Consider the following 18,779-nt stretch of genomic DNA (forward strand, 5'->3'; position numbering starts at 1 on the left):
CGCCGCCTGCCCGTGCCCCGCGCTCCCGTGCCCGCCCTCGCCGCCTGCCCGTGCCCCGCGCCCAGCAGCCGTGCCCCGCCGCCCGCTCGGGCCAGGCGGGAGCGGCCGCCCCCGCTCGCCCCCACCCGCGCCGTACCCGCGCCCGCCCTAAGGACTGGACCCATGAAGGACCCGTACGAGAAGCCCGCGCCGGCGACCCCGCTGCCCGGGGGCGGTGACACCGCGGCCGCGCACCCCGCGCTCGGCGAACTCTTCGCGGCCCGGGTGGCCGAGGCCCCGCACGCCCCCGCGCTCACCGACGGCGCCCGCACCTGGAGCTACCGCGAACTCGCGGACCGGGCAGACCGGTTGGCCGGGCACCTGGCCCGCGCAGGCGCCGGACCCGACCGGGTGGTCGCGCTGGTCCTGCCGCGCTCCATGGAGCTGGTCGCGGCCGAGCTCGCCGTGGCGCGCGCGGGCGCCGCGTTCCTCCCGGTCGATCCGGCGTATCCCGCAGGGCGCAGGGAGCTGATGCTCGCCGACGCGGCGCCCGCGGTGACGCTCGACGACCCCGGGGCGGTCCGCGCCCTGCTGGAGAGCGGGGACGGCGCGCCGCCGCCGGAGGGCGCGGCGCGGGGCGCGGGCCCCGACGGGACGGCGTACGTGATCTACACCTCGGGGTCGACCGGCACGCCGAAGGGCGTGGCCGTCACCCACCGCGGCATCAGCGGGTTCGCGGCGGCCGCCGCCGAGCGGTACGCCGTGGGGCCCGGCGACCGGGTCCTCCAGTTCTCCTCGCCCAGCTTCGACGCCTCCGTGCTCGAACTGTGCGCGTCCGTGTTGTCGGGCGCCACGCTCGTCGTCCCGCCCGAAGGCCCCTGGCTCGGCGACGAACTCGCCGCCGTCCTCGACGAGCACCGCATCACCCACACCCTCATCCCGCCCGCCGCGCTGGCCACTTTGCCGGACCCTGCCCGGGGCGCGGGGCGCTCGCTGCGCACGCTGATCGTGGGCGCCGAGGCGTGCCCGCCGCACCTGGTCGACCGGTGGGCGCCGGACCGCCGCATGATCAACTCGTACGGCCCCACCGAGGCCACCATCGTCGCCACCTGGACCCCGCCGCTCGTCGCAGGGCGCGGCACGCCGACGATCGGCGCGGCCCTCCCGCACACCCGGGTCCATGTACTCGACGCCGCGATGCGGCCCGTACCGCCGGGCGGGGAGGGCGAGTTGTTCATCGGCGGCGACGGCGTGGCCCGCGGCTACCTGCGGCGGCCCGGCCTGACCGCGGCCCGGTTCGTCGCCGACCCCTTCGGCCACGCGGGGGCCCGTCTGTACTGCACCGGCGACCGGGTGCGGCTGCGGCCCGACGGCGAACTCGACTACCTGGGGCGGCTCGACCGGCAGGTGAAGATCCGCGGCTTCCGCGTCGAGCCCGGGGAGGTCGAGGCCGCCCTGAGCCGGGATCCGCGGGTCGCCGAGGCCGTGGTGGTGGTGCGCGAGGACGAGCCGGGCCGGCCGCGCCTCGTCGGCTACGCCACCCCGGCGGACCCCGGCGCGCCGCCCGACCGGGCGTCGCTGCGCGCGGCCCTGGCCGCCGTGCTCCCGGCCCATCTGGTGCCCTCGGCCGTGGTCGTCCTGGACCGGATGCCGCTCACCGCGCAGAACAAGACCGACCGCGACGCCCTGCCCAAACCCGAACAGGCCGACCCCGCAGCCCGGTTGGCGCCGCGCACCCCGCAGGAGGCGACGCTCGCCGCGATCTGGGCCGACGTGCTCGGCGTCGAAGAGGTCGGCGTACGGGACGACTTCCTCGACCTGGGCGGCGACTCGATCCTCGCAGCCCGCGCTCTCTCGCGGACCCGCGAGGAGCTGGGCGCGCACCTCACCGTCAGGGACCTCTTCACCGCCCGCACCGTCGAGGCCCTCGCGCCTCTCGTCGGCGACACCGCGGCGGCCGCGCCCCCCGAGCCGATCCCCGCGGCCCCCCGCACCGGCGGCCTGCCGCTGTCCGGCGCCCAGCGGCGGCTGTGGTTCCTCGACGACCTCACCGGGGGCGGCGCCGAGTACAACACCGGGCTCGCGCTGCGGCTGCGCGGCCCCCTCGACACCGAAGCGCTGCGGCGCGCCCTGCGCGGCCTCGCCGCCCGGCACGACGCGCTGCGCACCACGTTCCGCACCGTCGAGGGCCAGGGCCTCCAGTACGTCGCGGTGGAACCCGAACTGCCGCTGCGCACCGCCGACCTCACCCACCTGCCCGCCGACCGCAGGGAGGAGGCCGCCGAGCGGCTGCTGACCGGGGAACTCGGCAGGCCGTACGACCTGACGGCCGGGCCCCTCACCCGCGCCCTGCTGGTCCTGCTCGGCGACGCGGACCGGGTGCTGCTGCTCGCCCAGCACCACATCGTCACCGACGGCTGGACCACGGGCGTCCTCACCCGCGAACTGGCCGCGCTCTACCGGGCGGAGGCCACCGGGGAGCCCTCGGGCCTCGCGCGGCCCGCCGTGCAGTACCCGGACTTCGCCGCCTGGGAGCAGCGGCGGCACGTCTCGGACGCGGACACCGGGCACCTGCGCTACTGGCGCAGGCACCTGGACGGGCTCCAGCAGCTCGAACTGCCCACGGACCGGCCGCGGCCCGCCGTGCGCACCACGGCGGGCGCCGGGCACCGCCACGCGCTGCCGCCCGCCCTGATGGACGGGCTGCGCACGCTCGCCACCGGGCGCGGCACCACCGTGTTCACCGTGCTCGCCGGGGCCTGCGCGCTGCTGTTCGCGCGCTACTCGGGCCAGCACGACGTGGCGTTCGGCACCGTCACGACCGGGCGCGACCGGCGCGACCTGGAGGACGTCGCGGGCTTCTTCGCCAACACTGTGGTGCTGCGCACCGAGGTGGACGAGCGGGCCAGCGTCGACCGGTTCGTCGAGGGCATGCGCACCACGCTGCTCGACGCCTTCGCGCACGACGCGGTGCCGTTCGACCGCGTGGTCGAGGAGCTGGCACCGCCGAGGGATCCGAGCCGTACCCCGCTCGTGCAGGCACTCGTCGTCCAGCAGACCGCCACGCGGGCGCAGGAGGCGGGCGGGGTGCGCTTCGACGAGCACCCGCTGCCGCGGCCCGCCGCGCGCTTCGACCTCGTCTTCGAGTTCACCCCCGACGCGGCGGGCGGCTGCGTGCTGACCGCCGAGTACAACACCGGCCTGTTCGAGCAGCGGACCGTGGCGCGGATGAGCCGCCACCTGCACCGGCTGCTCGACGCGATGGCCGAGGGGCCAGGACGCAGCCTGGACGAGCTGCCCATGCTCTCCGAAGAGGAGCAGCGCACCCTGGTGGACCGCTGGAACCCGCCGGTCGCCGGAGGCGAGCAGGCGGCCACCCTGCCGGAGCTGTTCCGTGCCCAGGTCGCGCGCACCCCGGGCCGCACCGCCGTCGTCCACGGCGCGCAGCGGCTCGACTACGCCGAGGTCGACCGCCGCGCGAGCCTGCTGGCGCGGGAACTGGTCGCCCGGGGCGCGGGGCCGGAGACGCTGGTGGCGCTCTGCCTGCCGCGCACCGCCGAACTGCCGGTCGTGCTGTGGGCGGTGCTGAAGTCGGGCGCCGGATACCTGCCCGTGGACCCGGACTACCCGGCCGAGCGCATCAGGTTCATGCTGTCCGACGCGCGGCCCGCGCTGGTCGTGGCCACCGCGGAGACCGCCGCGGCGCTCCCCGCCGACTGCGCACCCCTGATCGTCGGGGAGCCGGGCGCGCCCGCGGGCCCCGCGCTCCCCGCGGCGGCCGGAGAGGGCGCAGGCGAGCGGGTGCGGCCGCTGCTGCCCGACCACCCGGCGTACGTCATCTACACCTCGGGCTCGACCGGGCGCCCCAAGGGCGTGGTGGTCACCCACAGGACCGTCGCCGCGCTGGCCGCGTGGACGCGCGAGCGGTTCGGCGGGCGGGGGACGGGCCCGGTGATCGCCTCCACGTCGCTCAACTTCGACGTCTCGGTGTTCGAGCTGCTGTGCCCCCTGCTGTCCGGCGGCACCGTCGAGGTGGTCGCCGACGCCGGCGCGCTCGCGGAGGCGGGGGAGCGGCGGGCAGGACTGGTCAGCGGGGTGCCGTCCGTGCTGTCCCGGCTGTTCGCCGGGGGCGCGGCGCCCGTGGCCGCCGACACCGTCGTCCTCGCGGGCGAGGCGCTGCCCGCGCAGACCGTGCACGACCTGCGGGCCGCACTGCCCGGCTGCGCGATCGCCAACATCTACGGGCCCACCGAGACCACCGTGTACGCCACCGCCTGGTTCGCGGGCGAGCGGCTGCCCGACCAGCCGCCGCCCATCGGCAGGCCCGTCGCCCGCACCCGCGCGTATGTGCTCGACGGCCGGATGCGGCCCCAGCCGCCGGGCGTGGCAGGGGAGTTGTACCTCGGCGGCGGCGGGCTCGCCCGCGGCTACCTGCGGCGCCCCGGGCTCAGTGCCCGGCGGTTCGTCGCCGACCCGTTCGGCGCCCCGGGCGCACGCATGTACCGCACGGGCGACCTGGCGCGCTGGAGCGCGGACGGTGAGCTCGTCTACGTCGGCAGGACCGACCAGCAGGTCAAGGTGCGCGGCTTCCGCATCGAACTCGGCGAGGTGGAGGAGGCGTTGCGGCACTGCCCCGGGGTGGCGGAGGCGGCGGTCACCGTCACCGAGGACGACGGCAACCGGCGGCTGACCGGATACGTGGTCCCCGCGCCGGGGCAGCGGGTGGAGCCCGAGGCCGCCCGCCGCGCCCTCGGCCGCACACTGCCCGACTACATGGTCCCCGCGACCGTGCTGGTCCTCGGCGAACTGCCGCTCAGCCCCAACGGCAAGCTCGACCGGGGCAGGCTGCCGCTGCCGGGCCCCGCGCCGCGCGCGGTGCGCCACGTCGCCCCGCGCACCCCCACGGAACGGCTGCTCGCCGCCGTGCTCGCCGACGTGCTGCGCGTCGAACGCGTGGGCGTGGACGACAACTTCTTCGAGCTCGGCGGCGACTCGATCCTCAGCATCCAGGTGGTGGCGCGGGCCAGGCAGGAGGGCCTGACTGTGACCTCGCGCGACCTCTACCGGCACCAGACGGTCGCCGCGCTCGCCCGCTGCGCGGACGCCGCAGCCGGGGCGCGCCGCCCGGGCCGCGCGCCGGTGGAGCCCACCGGCCGGGCGCCGCTCACGCCCATCCAGCACTGGCTGTTCGCGGCGGACCCCGAGCGGGCCGCCCACTTCGCGCAGGCGCTCTCCGTGCTGCTGCCTTCCGACCTCGACACCGCCGCGCTCGAAGCCGCCCTGAACGACCTCGTCGCCCACCACGATGCCCTGCGCTCCCGCTTCACCGCGGCCGAAGGCGCCCCGCCCGCCTGGCACATCGCCCAGCCGGGCGAGCGGGTCGCCCTGGCCCGGCACACAGGACCCGACACCGACACCCCGCACTTCGGCCCCTTCGACCTGGCGCGCGGGCCGCTGCTGCGGGCCGTGCTGCACGACAGGGGCGCGGGCCGGGCCCCCGTGCTGCACCTCGCCGTGCACCACCTCGTCGTCGACGGTGTGTCCTGGCGGGTCGTCCTCGACGACCTGGACCGCGCCTACCGCGCCCGCAGCGCGGGGGCCGACGGCGCGGCGGCGCTGCCCGCCAAGTCGTCGCCGCTGCGCCAGTGGGCCGGGCGGCTCGCCGCGCACACCGCGGAGGGCGGCTTCGACGACGAGCGCGCCCACTGGGCCGCCGCCGTGCCGCAGGACACCGCGGCGCTGCCCGCCGACCTCCCGGGCCCCGGCACCTACGGCTCCGCCCGCGCGGTCACCGTGCGCCTGGGCGCCGAGGACACCGCTGTCCTGCTGCGCACCCTGCCCGACACCTACCGCACCCGCCCCAACGACGTCCTGCTCGGCGCGCTCGGCCGCGCCCTGTGCGCGTGGAGCGGCCACGAGCGTGTCGTGGTCGACGTCGAGGGCCACGGCCGCGAGGAGCTCTTTCCCGACCTCGACATCAGCCGCACCGTCGGCTGGTTCACCACCCGCCACCCGGTCGTCCTCGCCGTCCCCGGGCAGGCGCCCTGGGACACCGTGCTCAAGCAGGTCAAGGAGCGGCTGCGCGCCGTGCCCCGGCACGGCATCGGCCACGACGCCCTGCGGTACCTGGCACCGGCGGAGCACGCGGCACCCGCGCCCGCCGCGCAGCTCAGCTTCAACTACCTGGGCAGGATGGACCTGGAGGAGGACGGGACGGGGCTGTACCGCGGCACGTTCCGGCCGCTCGAACTGGACGCAGACCCGGCGGCCACCCGCCCGCACGCCCTGGAGGTCGTGGGCCGACTGGACGGCGACGCGCTGGAGTTCACCTGGTTCTACTCCGACCGCGTGCACCGCGAGGCCACCGTCGCCGACCTCGCGAGGCGCTACGCCGACGCGCTCGCCGACCTCGCGGCGTACGCCGCGGGGCCGGGCGCCGCAGGCCGCACCCCGTCCGACTTCCCGCTGGTCCCGCTCGACCAGGCGGCGGTCGACCGCGTCGCGGGCGACGACCCGGGGGCGGTCGAGGACATCCTGCCGCTGACGCCGACGCAGGCGGGCATGGCCTTCCACGGCCTCTCCGGCGACGGCAGCGGCGCCTACTTCCAGCAGCTGACCTTCGTCCTCGACGGCGTGCCGGAGCCCGGCCTGCTCGCCGCGGCCTGGCAGCAGACCACCGACGCCACGGCCGTGCTGCGCTCCCGGGTGGTCTGGCAGGACGTGCCGCAGCCGCTGCTCGTCGTCGCGCGGTCGGCGCCCGTACCCGTCACCGGGCTCGACTGGCGCGGCCTGACCGGACCCGAGGCCCGCGACCGGCTCGACGCCCTGCTGCGCGAGGACCGGGCGGCCGGGCTCGACCTGGCGGGCGGCCCGCTCCAGCGGCTGCTGCTCGCCCGCGTCTCGGACACCGCCGTGCGCGTCGTGTGGTCCTTCCACCACCTGCTGCTCGACGGCTGGAGCCTCTTCCAGGTGCTCTCCGACGTGTTCACCCGCCACGGCGCCCTCTCGGGCAGGGCCGGCGCGGGGGCCGTGCCGGAGCGGCGGCCGTGGCGCGACTACCTTGCCCACCTGCACGGGCGCGACAGCGCCGAGGCCGAGACGCACTGGCGGCAGCGGCTCGCGGGGCTCGGCGAGACCACCCCGCTGCCCTACGACCGCGAGCCGCGCGAGGCCCACCGCGCCGAGTCCACCGCGGCCGTGCGCGCCACCGTCCCCGAGGCCGTGACCCGGTCGCTCGAAGAGGTCGCGCGCGCCTCGGGGATCACCCTCAACACCCTCGTCCAGGGCGCCTGGGCCATCCTGCTGGCCCGCCAGTTGGGCAGGGACGAGGTGGTGTTCGGGACGACCGTGTCCGGCAGGCCCGCCGAGCTGGCCGGCGCCGAGTCCATGACCGGCCTGTTCATCACGACCCTGCCCACCCGGGTCGCGGTCCCCGCCGACGGCACCCTCGTCGACTGGCTGCGCGCGCTCCAGCGCGACCAGAGCGAGGACAGGCGCCACGACCACCTGCCGCTGAACCGCCTGCGGGCGTTCACCCAACTCCCCGAGCGCGCGGCCCTGTTCGACAGCATCGTCGTCTTCGAGAACTATCCCGTCGACGGCGATCTCGCCGCGGCGCACGGCCTGGCCCTGAGCGAACTCGACGGCGTCGAGACCACCAACTACCCGCTCGGCCTCGTCGCCTACCCGGGCACGGAGCTGGCGCTGCGCCTCGGCTACGACCCGGAGCTGTTCGATCCGGCGACCGCGGGCCTGCTCGTCGAGTACCTGGCCGTGCTGCTCACCCGGCTGGCCGCCGCGCCCGACACGGCGCCCGCCCGGCTGCCGCTGCTCACCGCGGACCGCCGCGAGCAGGTGCTGCGCGGCTGGAACGACACGGCCACGGACCTCCCCGAGGCCACGGTCGCGGGACTCTTCGCCGCGCAGGTGCGCGACACCCCGGAGGCGATCGCCCTCGACGCCGGGGCAGAACGCCTCACCTACCGCGAACTCGACAGGAGAGCAGCGGTGTTGGCCGACCTGCTGGCCTCCCGCGGCGTGCGCGCGGAGCGCCCGGTCGGCGTGCTGATGGACCGCTCGGCCGAACTGGTGGTCGCCCAGCTCGCGCTGGTGCGCACCGGCGGGGTGTACGTACCGCTCGACGGCCGGGCGCCCCGGGGGCGGCTGCGCACGATGCTCGCCGAGGCGGGCGCCGACCTGCTGCTCACCGACGGCGCCTGGGAGAAGACGGCCGCGGGCCTGCTGCCGGGCGACGGCGTCCTGCGCCTGGACGGCGGCGCGGGAGACGCGGCCGCGAGCGCCGCCGCCGATGTCCCGGGCGCGGACGGCGGTGCGTCATGCGCCGCGCGTACGGGCACCGCAGGATCCGGCACGGGCGCCGTACACCCCGACAACGTCCAGTACCTGATGTTCACTTCGGGCTCCACCGGCACGCCCAAGGGTGTCGCGGTGCGCCAGCGCGACGTGGCGGCGCTCGCCAGGGACCGCGCCTTCACGGGCCACCACCGGGTGCTCGTGCACTCGCCGCACGCCTTCGACGCCGCTACCTACGAGCTGTGGGTGCCCCTGCTGCGCGGCGGCACCGCCGTGCTCGCACCGCCGTCGGACCTGGACGCCGCCGCGGTCCGCCACGCGATCACCGCGCGGGGCGTCACCCATCTCTGGCTGACGGCGGGCCTGTTCCGGCTGCTCGCCCAGGAGGACCCCGCCTGCCTGCGCGGCGCCCGCGAGGTGTGGACCGGCGGCGAGGCCGTGCCGGGCGCCGTCGTGCGGCGCGTCCTCGACGCCTGCCACGGCCTGACCGTCGTCGACGGCTACGGACCCACGGAGACCACCACCTTCGCCACCCGGCGGCCCTTCGCCGCGGGCGACGCGCTGCCCGCCGTGCTGCCCGTCGGCCGTCCCCTCGACAACACGAGCGCCTATGTGCTCGACGGCGCCCTCCAGCCCCAACCACCAGGCGTTCCTGGAGAGTTGTACATCGCGGGCGCGGGTCTCGCACGCGGCTACGCGGGCCGCCCCGGAGCCACCGCCGCGCGCTACCTCGCCGATCCCTACGGGCCGCCCGGAGCGCGCATGTACCGCACGGGCGACATCGTGCGCTGGAGCGCGGACGGCGAACTCCACTTCGTGGGCCGCGCCGACGACCAGATCAAGATCCGCGGCTTCCGGGTCGAGCCCGCCGAGATCGAGGCGCGGCTGACCGCGCACCCCGCTGTCGCCGAGGCCGTCGTCTCCGCGTACCGGACCGGCGGGCGCACCCGGCTCGCCGCCCACCTCGTCCCGGCAGGCGGCGCGACCGCGCCCACCGCGTCGGAACTGCGCGCCCACCTCGCCGCCGACCTGCCCGACTACCTGGTGCCCGGCGCGTTCGTCACCGTGCCCGAGCTGCCGCTCACCGCCAACGGCAAGGTCGAGAGGCGGCGGCTGCCCGAGCCCGACTGGTCGGCGGGCGGCGAGGGCCCCCACCGCGCCCCCAGCACCCCGGCCGAGCTGGCCCTCGCCGCGATCTGGGCCGACCTGCTCGGCGTCGAGCGGGTCGGCGCGGACGACAACTTCTTCATGCTCGGCGGCGACTCGATCCTCAGCATCCAGGTCGTCTCGCGGGCCCGTGCCGCGGGCCTCGCCCTCACCCCGCGCGACCTGTTCCGCCACCCCACCGTGGCCAGGCTCGCCGAGGCCGCGGGCACCGCCGCTGCCGTCGCCGGCACCGGGCCCGTGCACGGCGCGGTGCCCCTCACCCCGATCCAGCACTGGTTCCTCGACCCGGGGCCGCGCCGCCCCGAGTTCTTCAACCAGTCGGTCGTGGTGGAGACGGCGGGCGACCCGGACCCCGGCGCGCTGCGCCGCGCCCTCGCCGCCCTGTGGAGCCACCACGACGCCCTGCGCGCCCGGTTCACCGCGGCGCAGGACGGCACCTGGCGCCAGGAGGTCGAGGACGCAGGGGGGCCCGCCCCCGCACTGCTCCAGGTGTGCCCGCTCGACGGCCTCGACGCCGCGGCGGCCCGGCGCGCCGAGGAGGACGCCACCGAGGCGGCGCACGCCGGGTTCCGGCTGGACACAGGACCGCTGTTCGCCGCACGGCTGTTCACCGGCGGCGGCGCGGCGCGGCTGCTGCTGGTCGCCCACCACCTGGTCGTCGACGGCGTCTCCTGGCGGATCCTGCTCGAAGACCTGGAGACCGCCTACCGGCAGGCCGCCGCGGGAGCGCCCGTACGCCTGCCGGCCCGCACCACCTCGGTGCGCGCCTGGGCCGAGCGCCTGGCGGAACACACCGGGAGCGGCGGCTTCTCCGGGCAGCTCGCCCACTGGGCGCGGGTCGCCGAGCACTGCGCACGGCCGCTGCCCGAGGACTGTGCAGGCGACAATGTCACCGCGGACGTCAGGGAGGTCACCGTACGGCTCGGCCGCGAGCACACCGACGACCTGCTCCGCCGGGTGCCCGCCGTCTACCGCACCCGGGTCGACGACGTCCTGCTGACCGCGCTCGGCCGGGTGCTCGCCGACTGGACGGGGCGCGACACCGTCGCCGTGGGACTCGAAGGGCACGGCCGCGAGGACCAGTTGTTCGAGGACGTCGACCTGTCCCGCACCGTCGGCTGGTTCACCACGCTCCACCCGCTCGCCCTGCACGTCCCCGCGGGGGACTGGGGCGGCGCCCTGAAGTCGGTCAAGGAGCAGCTGCGCGCGGTGCCCGACCGGGGCATCGGCCACGGCGCGCTGCGCCACCTCGCACGCGACCCGCTGCTCGCCGCCGCTCCGATGCCCGGCATCAGCTTCAACTACCTCGGCAGGTTCGACTGGACGGCGGACGGCGGCGCCCTGATCCGCCGGGTGCCTGGCGGCCTCGGCGGCGCCGAGGCGCCGGGCACCGAGCGCGCCCACCTGCTCGACGTGGTCGCCAGGGTCGAGGACGGGCGCCTGGAGATCAGCTGGCACTACAGCAGCGCCCGCCACCTGCGCGCCACCGTCGCCGGGCTCGCCGAGGCGATGCTGCGCGCGCTCGAAGGCATCCTCGCCCACTGCGCCGAGCCGGGCGCGGGCGGCCGCACCCCCTCCGACTTCCCGCTCGCCCGCCTCGACCAGGCCGCGGTGGACCGGCTCGCAGGCGAGGGGCGCGGCGTCGCCGACATCCTGCCGCTCACCCCGATGCAGTCGGGCATGCTCTTCCACAGCCTGCTCGACCCGGACGGGCGCGCCTACGTCAACCAGGTGCAGCTCGTGCTCACCGGCGTCGACGACCCCCGCGTCCTCGCCGAGGCGTGGCAGCACACCGTCGACGCCAACCCGGTGCTCCGCTCCCACCCGGCCTGGCAGGAGGGCGCGGAACCCCTCCAGGTCGTACGGCACCACGCCGCCGTGCCCGTCGCGCACCACGACTGGACCGGCAGGCCCGCGCAGGATTGCGCCGCCGACCTCGACCGGCTGATCGACGCGGACCGCAGGGCGGGCATCGACCTCGCGGCCGCGCCGCTGATGCGCCTCACCCTGATCCGGCTCGCACCGGGGCGCGTCCGCCTGGTGTGGACCTTCCACCACCTGCTGCTCGACGGCTGGAGCGCCGCCCAGGTCTTCGACGAGGTCTGCGAGCGGTACGCGGCGGCGGCCGCGGGACGCCCGCCGCGCGTGCAGGACCGGCGGCCGTTCGCCGACTACCTCGCCTGGCTCGCCCGCCAGGACACCGCGAAGGCCGAGCAGTACTGGCGCGCCGTGCTCGCGGGCTTCCGCGCCCCGACGGAGCTGCCGCGCGACCGGCGCTCCCCCGACGCCCACCGCAGCTCCTCGTCCGGCACGGTCCGGGTGCGGCTGGGCGCCGACGTGTCGGCGCGGCTGCGGGAGACCGCACAGCGGGCGGGGCTCACCCTCAACACCGTCCTCCAGGGCGCCTGGGCGCTCCTGCTGTCGCGCTACGGCGGCGGGGACGACGTGGTGTTCGGCACCACCGTCTCCGGGCGGCCCGCCGAACTGCCGGGCGTCACCTCGATGGTGGGCCTGTTCATCAACACCCTGCCGACCCGGGCGAGGATCGAGGGGCGGCGCCCCCTGCTCGACTGGCTGCGCGAGCTGCAGACGGCCCAGTCCGAGGCCAGGCGCCACGACTCCGTCTCCCTGGCCCAGCTCCAGACCTGGAGCGAGGTGCCGGGCGGCACCGGCCTCTTCGACTCCATCGTCGTCTTCGAGAACTACCCCTTCGACGAGGGCGCGCTCGCCCGCCACGGCCTCGCCATGGAGCAGGAGCGCGACCTGGAGCCCACCAACTACCCGCTGAGCGTGGTCGTCGCGCCCGGCGACACCCTCGACGTCAGCCTCGACTACGACCCGGCGGCCTTCGACGCGCCGACCGTCGAGGGCCTCGGCGAGAGCCTGCGCACCCTGCTGGCGGCGATGGCCGCCGCGCCGGGCGCCACCCTCGCCGAGCTGCCCCTCACCGACCCGGCGGCGGGCCGCGCCCTGCTCGACCGGTTCTGCGGCGCCCGCGTGCCCGTGCCGCGCGGCACCCTGCCCGACGCGTTCGCCCGCCAGGCCGCGCTGACGCCTGACGCGCCCGCCGTGCGGTGCGGCGACGAGCTGCTCACCTACGGCGGGCTCGGCGCGCGCGCCGCCCGGCTCGCCCGGCTCCTGATCGCCGCGGGCGCGGGCCCCGAGCGGTATGTCGCCCTCGCCCTGCCGCGCACCGCAGACCTGGTCGCTGCGCTGCTCGCGGTCCTCGCGTCCGGCGCGGCCTATCTGCCGGTCGACCCCGGCCACCCCGCCGAGCGCGTCGCGTTCCTCTTCGACGACGTGCGCCCGCACGCCGTCGTCACCGACACCGCCACGGCGGCCCGGCTGCCCGAGGGGCCGTACACCAGGATCGTGCTCGACGACCCGGACTGCGCGCCGCGGCTCGCGGCCGCGTCGGCCGAGCCGGTCGCCGACGCCGAGCGGCTCGGCCCGCTGCTGCCCGGCCATCCCGCCTACGTCATCCACACGTCGGGCTCGACGGGCCGCCCCAAGGGGGTCGTCGTCGCGCACGGCTCGGTGCTCGCCCTGACCGACTGGGCGGCCGCCGAGTTCACCGGCCGCGGCCTCGCCCACGTGGTGGCGTCCACGTCGCTCAACTTCGACGTGTCCGTCTTCGAGATCCTCGCGCCGCTCCTCGCGGGCGGCTGCGTCGAGCTCGTGCGCGACCTGCTCGCCCTGGCCGAGCGTCCTGGCCCGTGGCGGGCCGGCCTGCTCAGCGCGGTGCCCTCCGCCCTCGGCAGGCTGCTGTCCGAGGACACCGTCCAGGTGCGCGCGGACACCGTCGTGCTCGCGGGGGAGGGGCTGCCGGCACGGACCGTACGGCAGGTGCGCGACGCGGTGCCCGGCTGCACCGTGCACAACATCTACGGGCCCACCGAGGCCACCGTCTACGCCACCGCCTTCACCTGCGACCCCCAGGACCCCGACCGCGACCCGCCGATCGGCAGGCCGGCCGGCGGCGCTCGCGCGTACGTGCTCGACGCGCGCATGCGCCCGGTGCCCGCGGGCGCGCCCGGCGAGCTGTTCCTCGCGGGGACCGGGATCGCCCGCGGCTATCTGCGCCGCCCGGGTCTCACCGCGTCCCGCTTCCTGCCCGACCCGTTCGGGGAGCCCGGCGGCCGGATGTACCGCACGGGCGACCTGGCACGCTGGAGCACCGAGGGCGACCTCGTCTACCTCGGCAGGGCCGACGACCAGGTCAAGGTGCGCGGCTTCCGCATCGAGCCGGGCGAGGTGGAGGCGGCGCTCGCCCGCCACCCCGCGGTCGCGGCGGCCGCCGCCCGGGTGGTCGAGCACGAGGGGCACCGCCGCCTCGTCGGCTACGCGGTGCCGGCGGGGGAGCGCCTGCCGGACCCGGAGGAGCTGCGCTCGTTCCTCGCCGGGAGCCTGCCGGGCCACCTGGTGCCCGCGCTCGTGGTGCCGCTCGGCGAACTCCCGCTCGGCGCCACCGGCAAGCTGGACCGCAAGGCCCTGCCCGAGCCCGTATGGGCGGCGGGCGGCGGCACCGGACGCGCGCCCGCCACCGCGACCGAGCACACCCTCGCCGCGATCTGGCGCGACGTGCTCGGCCTGCCCGAGGTCGGCGCCGACGACAACTACTTCGCGCTCGGCGGCGACTCCGTGCTCGGCATCAGGATCGTCTCCGCGGCCCGCAGGGCCGGGCTCGCGCTCAACCCGCGCCACCTGTTCACCCACCAGACCCTCGCCGAACTCGCCGCAGCTGCAGAGGAGTTGCCCGCCGCCCCGATCGCCGCCGAGCAGGGCCCCGTGACCGGCGACGCCCCGCTCACCCCCGTACAGCACTGGCTGCTCGACACCCTCGGCGGCGACCCCGCCGACTTCACCCAGACCGTCGCCTACGAACTGGCGCCCGGCACCGACGAGGAGCTGCTGCGCGCCGCGCTCGCCGCCGTACTGGAACGGCACGACGCGCTGCGGATGCGGTACGAGACACAACACGACGGCACCCTGCGGCAGTTCGGCACCGCCCCCGGCGAAGCCCCGGACCTCGTGCGCCACGAGGGGCCGCCGGGACCCGGTCTCGCCGCGGCGCTCGGCCGGGGCTTCGACCTGGCCGAAGGGCCGCTGCTGCGGGCCGCGCTGTGCCGGGACGGCGGCGCGGGGCGGCCGGTGCTGCTGCTCGCCGCCCACCACCTCGTCGTGGACGCGGTGTCCTGGCGGATCCTGCTGGAGGACCTGGACGCCTCCTACCGCGCCCTGGCCGCGGGCGAACGCCCCGTGCTCGGCGCCAAGAGCACGTCCTTCCGCGCCTGGGCCGAGCGGCTCGCCGGGCACACCGCGGCCGGCGGCTTCGACGGCGAGGCCGGGCACTGGCGCGCCCAGCGCGCCGCGGGCCCCCTGCCGGTCGACCACCCGGGGGGCGCCAACACCGCGGCGGACGAGGAGGCCGTCACCGCGGGCCTCGACGCCGAGGAGACCCGGCGGCTCCTGCGGGAGGTCCCCGACGTCTACCGCACCAGGACCAACGACGTCCTGCTGTACGCGCTCGGCCGGGTGCTGGCACGCTGGAGCGGCCAGGACAGGGTCGCGGTCGCGCTGGAGGGCCACGGCCGCGAGGACCTCTTCGACGGCGTCGACCTCTCCCGCACGGTCGGCTGGTTCACCTCGCTCCACCCCGTCGCCCTCGACGTGCCGCGGGACGCGCCGACCGCCGCCGTGCTCAAGGCCGTCAAGGAGAACCTGCGGGCCGTGCCGGGCGGCGGCATCGGCTACGGCGCCCTGCGCCACCTCCGTCCGGCAGCCTGCGGCGACCTGCCCGGCCTGCCCGAGATCAGCTTCAACCACCTCGGCAACCAGGACTGGCGGCAGGCGCCGGGCGGCCTGCTGCACGCCCCGCACGGCGCGCTCGCCGGCGGCATGGACCCCACCGCCCCCCGGCCGTACCTCATCGACGTGCTGGGCCGGGTCGCCGACGGCAGGCTGGAGTTCACCTGGTCCTACTCCCGCGCCCTGCACCGGCGCGAGACCGTCGAGCGGCTCGCCGCCGGCCTCGCGGACGAACTGCGCGCCCTGATACGGCACTGCGCCGAGCCGGGCGCGGGCGGCCGCACCCCCTCCGACTTCCCGCTCGCGCCGCTCGACCAGGCCGCAGTCGACAGGATCGCGGGCACCGGACGCGACGTGCAGGACCTCTACCCGCTCACGCCCACCCAGACCGGCCTTGTCGTGCACGGCATGGACGAGGCGGAGGCGGGCCTGTACATCGAGCAGATCACCTTCGTGCTCGACGGTGCGCAGGACCCGGCGACGCTCGCGGCGGCCTGGCAGCACGTCGTCGACCGCACCCCCGTCCTGCGCACGGCCCTCGTCCTGAGCGGCGTGCCCGTGCCCCTCCAGGCCGTCCACCGGGACGTGGCGCTGCCGGTCACCCGGCACGACTGGAGCGCGGTGCCTGAGGACCGCCGCGCCGCGGAGCTCGAAGGGCTCCTCGCGGCGGAGCGCGCCCGGGGCATCGACCTCGGCAGCGCGCCGCTGCTGCGCCTCGCCCTGGTCCGCGTCGGACCCGCGGCGGTGCGCGTCGTGTGGACCTTCCACCACGTGCTGCTCGACGGCTGGAGCGTCTTCCACGTGCTCGGGGACGTCCTCGCGGCACACGCCGCCCTCAGCCGCGGCGAGCGGCCCCTGCTGTCCGAGCGCAGGCCCTTCGCCGACTACGCGGCCCACCTCGCGGGCCGCGACAAGGAGGGCGCCCGCGCGTACTGGCGCGCCGCGCTCGCCGACCTGGCGGCCGCCACCCCGCTGCCGTACGACCGCAGGCCCGCCCCCGGCACCACGGCGCGCTCGGGCACCTGGCTCTCCGAGCGGCTGAGCGCCCGGGAGACCGCGCGGCTCCAGGAGTTCGCCCGCAGGCACCGGCTCACCCTCAACACCGTGGTGCAGGGCGCCTGGGCGCTGCTGCTCTCCCGCTGGAGCGGCACCAGGGACGTGTGCTTCGGCACGACCGTGTCGGGGCGCCCCTCCGAACTGCCGGGCGCCGACACCATCACCGGCCTGTTCATCACGACCCTGCCCGCACGCGCCGGGGTCGACGGCGCCGCGCCCGCCGCCGCCTGGCTGCGCGCCTTCCAGGAGGCACGCGCGGAGGACCGCCGCTTCGACCACCTGCCGCTCGGCGAACTGCACGGCCTGACCCGGCTGCCGCACGGCACACCGATGTTCGACAGCCTGGTGGTGTTCGAGAACTACCCGGTCGGGGACGCCACCGCGGGCGCCCACGGCCTGGCCGTGAGCGACCTGGACGCTCGCGAGGCCACCAACTACCCGCTCACCGCCGTCGTCTCGCCCGGCGACCGGCTCGCCGTCGAACTCGGCTACGACCCGCGCCACTTCGACGCGGCCACCGCGCGCTCCCTCGCCGGGCAGCTGCTGCACACCCTGTCGGCGCTGGCCGCGGCCGACACCGCCACACGCCTCGACGACCTCGACACACTGCCGCCGGGGGAGCGGGCCCGGCTGCTGCGCGGCCAGGTCAGGCCGCGGCAGGTGCCCGTACCCCCCACGACCCTGCCCGCGCTCGTCGAGGCGGCCGTGGACCGCACACCTCACGCGCCCGCGCTCGGCGACCAGGACAGGCTGCTGACCTTCGCGGAGGCGGAGGCGCACGCCAACCGCCTCGCCCACCGGCTGATCGCCCGCGGCGCCGGACCAGGGGACATCGTGGCGCTCGAACTGCCGCGCTCCCTCGACATGGTGCTCGCCCAGCTCGCCGTCACCAAGGCGGGCGCCGCCTTCCTGCCCGTCGACCCCGCCTACCCGGACGAGCGGATCGCTCTCATGCTGCGCGACGCCGCCCCCGCGCTCACCCTGGACGCCAAGGAGGTCGCGGCGCTGCTCGCCGAGCCGCCGGGCACCACCCCTGAGCACCGGCCGACCGACGCCGACCGCGGGCGCCCGCTCGACGTGGACGACCCCGCGTACGTCATCTACACCTCGGGCTCGACCGGCACCCCCAAGGGCGTCGTCGTCACCCACCGCGGGCTCGCCGCCTTCGCCGCGGCGGAGGCCGAGCACTACCAGGTGGCCGCGGGCGACCGGGTGCTGGCCTTCGCCACCCCCAGCTTCGACGCCTCCGTGCTCGAACTGTGCGCGTCCCTGCCGCACGGCGCGCGCCTCGTGGTGCCCGAGCAGGGACCGCTGCTCGGCGACCGGCTCGCCCGGGTGCTGCGCGCCGAGCGCATCACCCACACCCTGCTGCCGCCCGCCGCGCTCGCCACCCTGCCGCCCGGGACGCCGGGGACCCTGCCCGACCTGAAGACGCTGATCGTCGGCGCCGACGCGTGCGGCGCCGACCTGGTCGCCCGCTGGGCCCCGCACCACCGCATGGTCAACTCCTACGGACCCACCGAGGCGACCGTCGTCGCCACCTGGTCGGCGCCGCTGGTGCCCGACGGCACGGCCCCGCCCATCGGCAGGCCGCTGCCCGCCGCAGGCGCCCGCGTGCTCGACGCAAGGCTGCGCCCGGTCCCCGACGGCGTGCCCGGTGAACTCTGGCTCACCGGACCCGGGTTGGCCCGCGGCTATCTGGGCCGCGCGGGTCTTACCGCGGCCCGCTTCACCGCCGACCCCTACGGGCCGCCCGGCAGCCGCATGTACCGCACCGGCGACCTGGTGCGCCGCGACGCCGGCGGCGAGCTGCGCTCCCTCGGCCGCACCGACCACCAGCTCAAGCTGCGCGGCCACCGGATCGAGGCCGGCGAGGTCGAGGCCGCCCTGACCCGCCACCCCGCGGTACTCGACGCGGTGGTGAGCCTGCGCGAGGACGAGCCGGGCACGCCCCTGCTCGTCGCGCACCTGCTCACCGCCCCCGGCGCGGAGCCGCCCGACGACACCGCGCTGCGGGCCCTCGCCGCCGCGGTGCTGCCGGGACACATGGTGCCCTCGGCGTTCGTCGCCCTCGACCGCTTCCCCCTCACCGAGAACGGCAAGACCGACCGGGCCGCCCTGCCAGCCCCCGTACCGGGGCGCGCGGCGGACCGCGCGGTGCGCGTGGCGCCCCGCACCCCCACGGAGGAGGCGCTCGCGGCGATCTGGGCTGAGGCCCTGCACACGGCCGTCGGCGCCGAGGACGACTACTTCCTCCTCGGCGGCGACTCGATGCGGGCCCTGCTGGTCGCCTCCCGCGCCAACGACCTGTTCGGGGTGTCCCTCACCCCGCGCGACATCCTCGTCTCCCGCACCGTCGCCGCCCTGGCGGAACAGGTGGAGGAGCAGGTGCTCAGCGAACTCGAAGACGCCGCGTACGGCGCCCCCGACCACGACGAACGGTGAGGAAGCGACGA

Annotated in this window: 1 protein-coding gene; it reads left to right on the forward strand. The window is 77.0% G+C overall.

Annotated elements, in window-relative coordinates:
- Nucleotides 1-162 precede the first annotated feature (162 nt).
- Nucleotides 163-18,768 (forward strand): non-ribosomal peptide synthase/polyketide synthase, encoded by an 18,606-nt coding sequence (locus AB0910_RS12580; protein ID WP_366744545.1) that lies wholly within the window; start codon nt 163-165, stop codon nt 18,766-18,768.
- Nucleotides 18,769-18,779: the final 11 nt, after the last annotated feature.

The sequence above is a fragment of the Streptomyces sp. NPDC047002 genome, assembly GCF_040704505.1.
GTDB lineage: Bacteria > Actinomycetota > Actinomycetes > Streptomycetales > Streptomycetaceae > Streptomyces.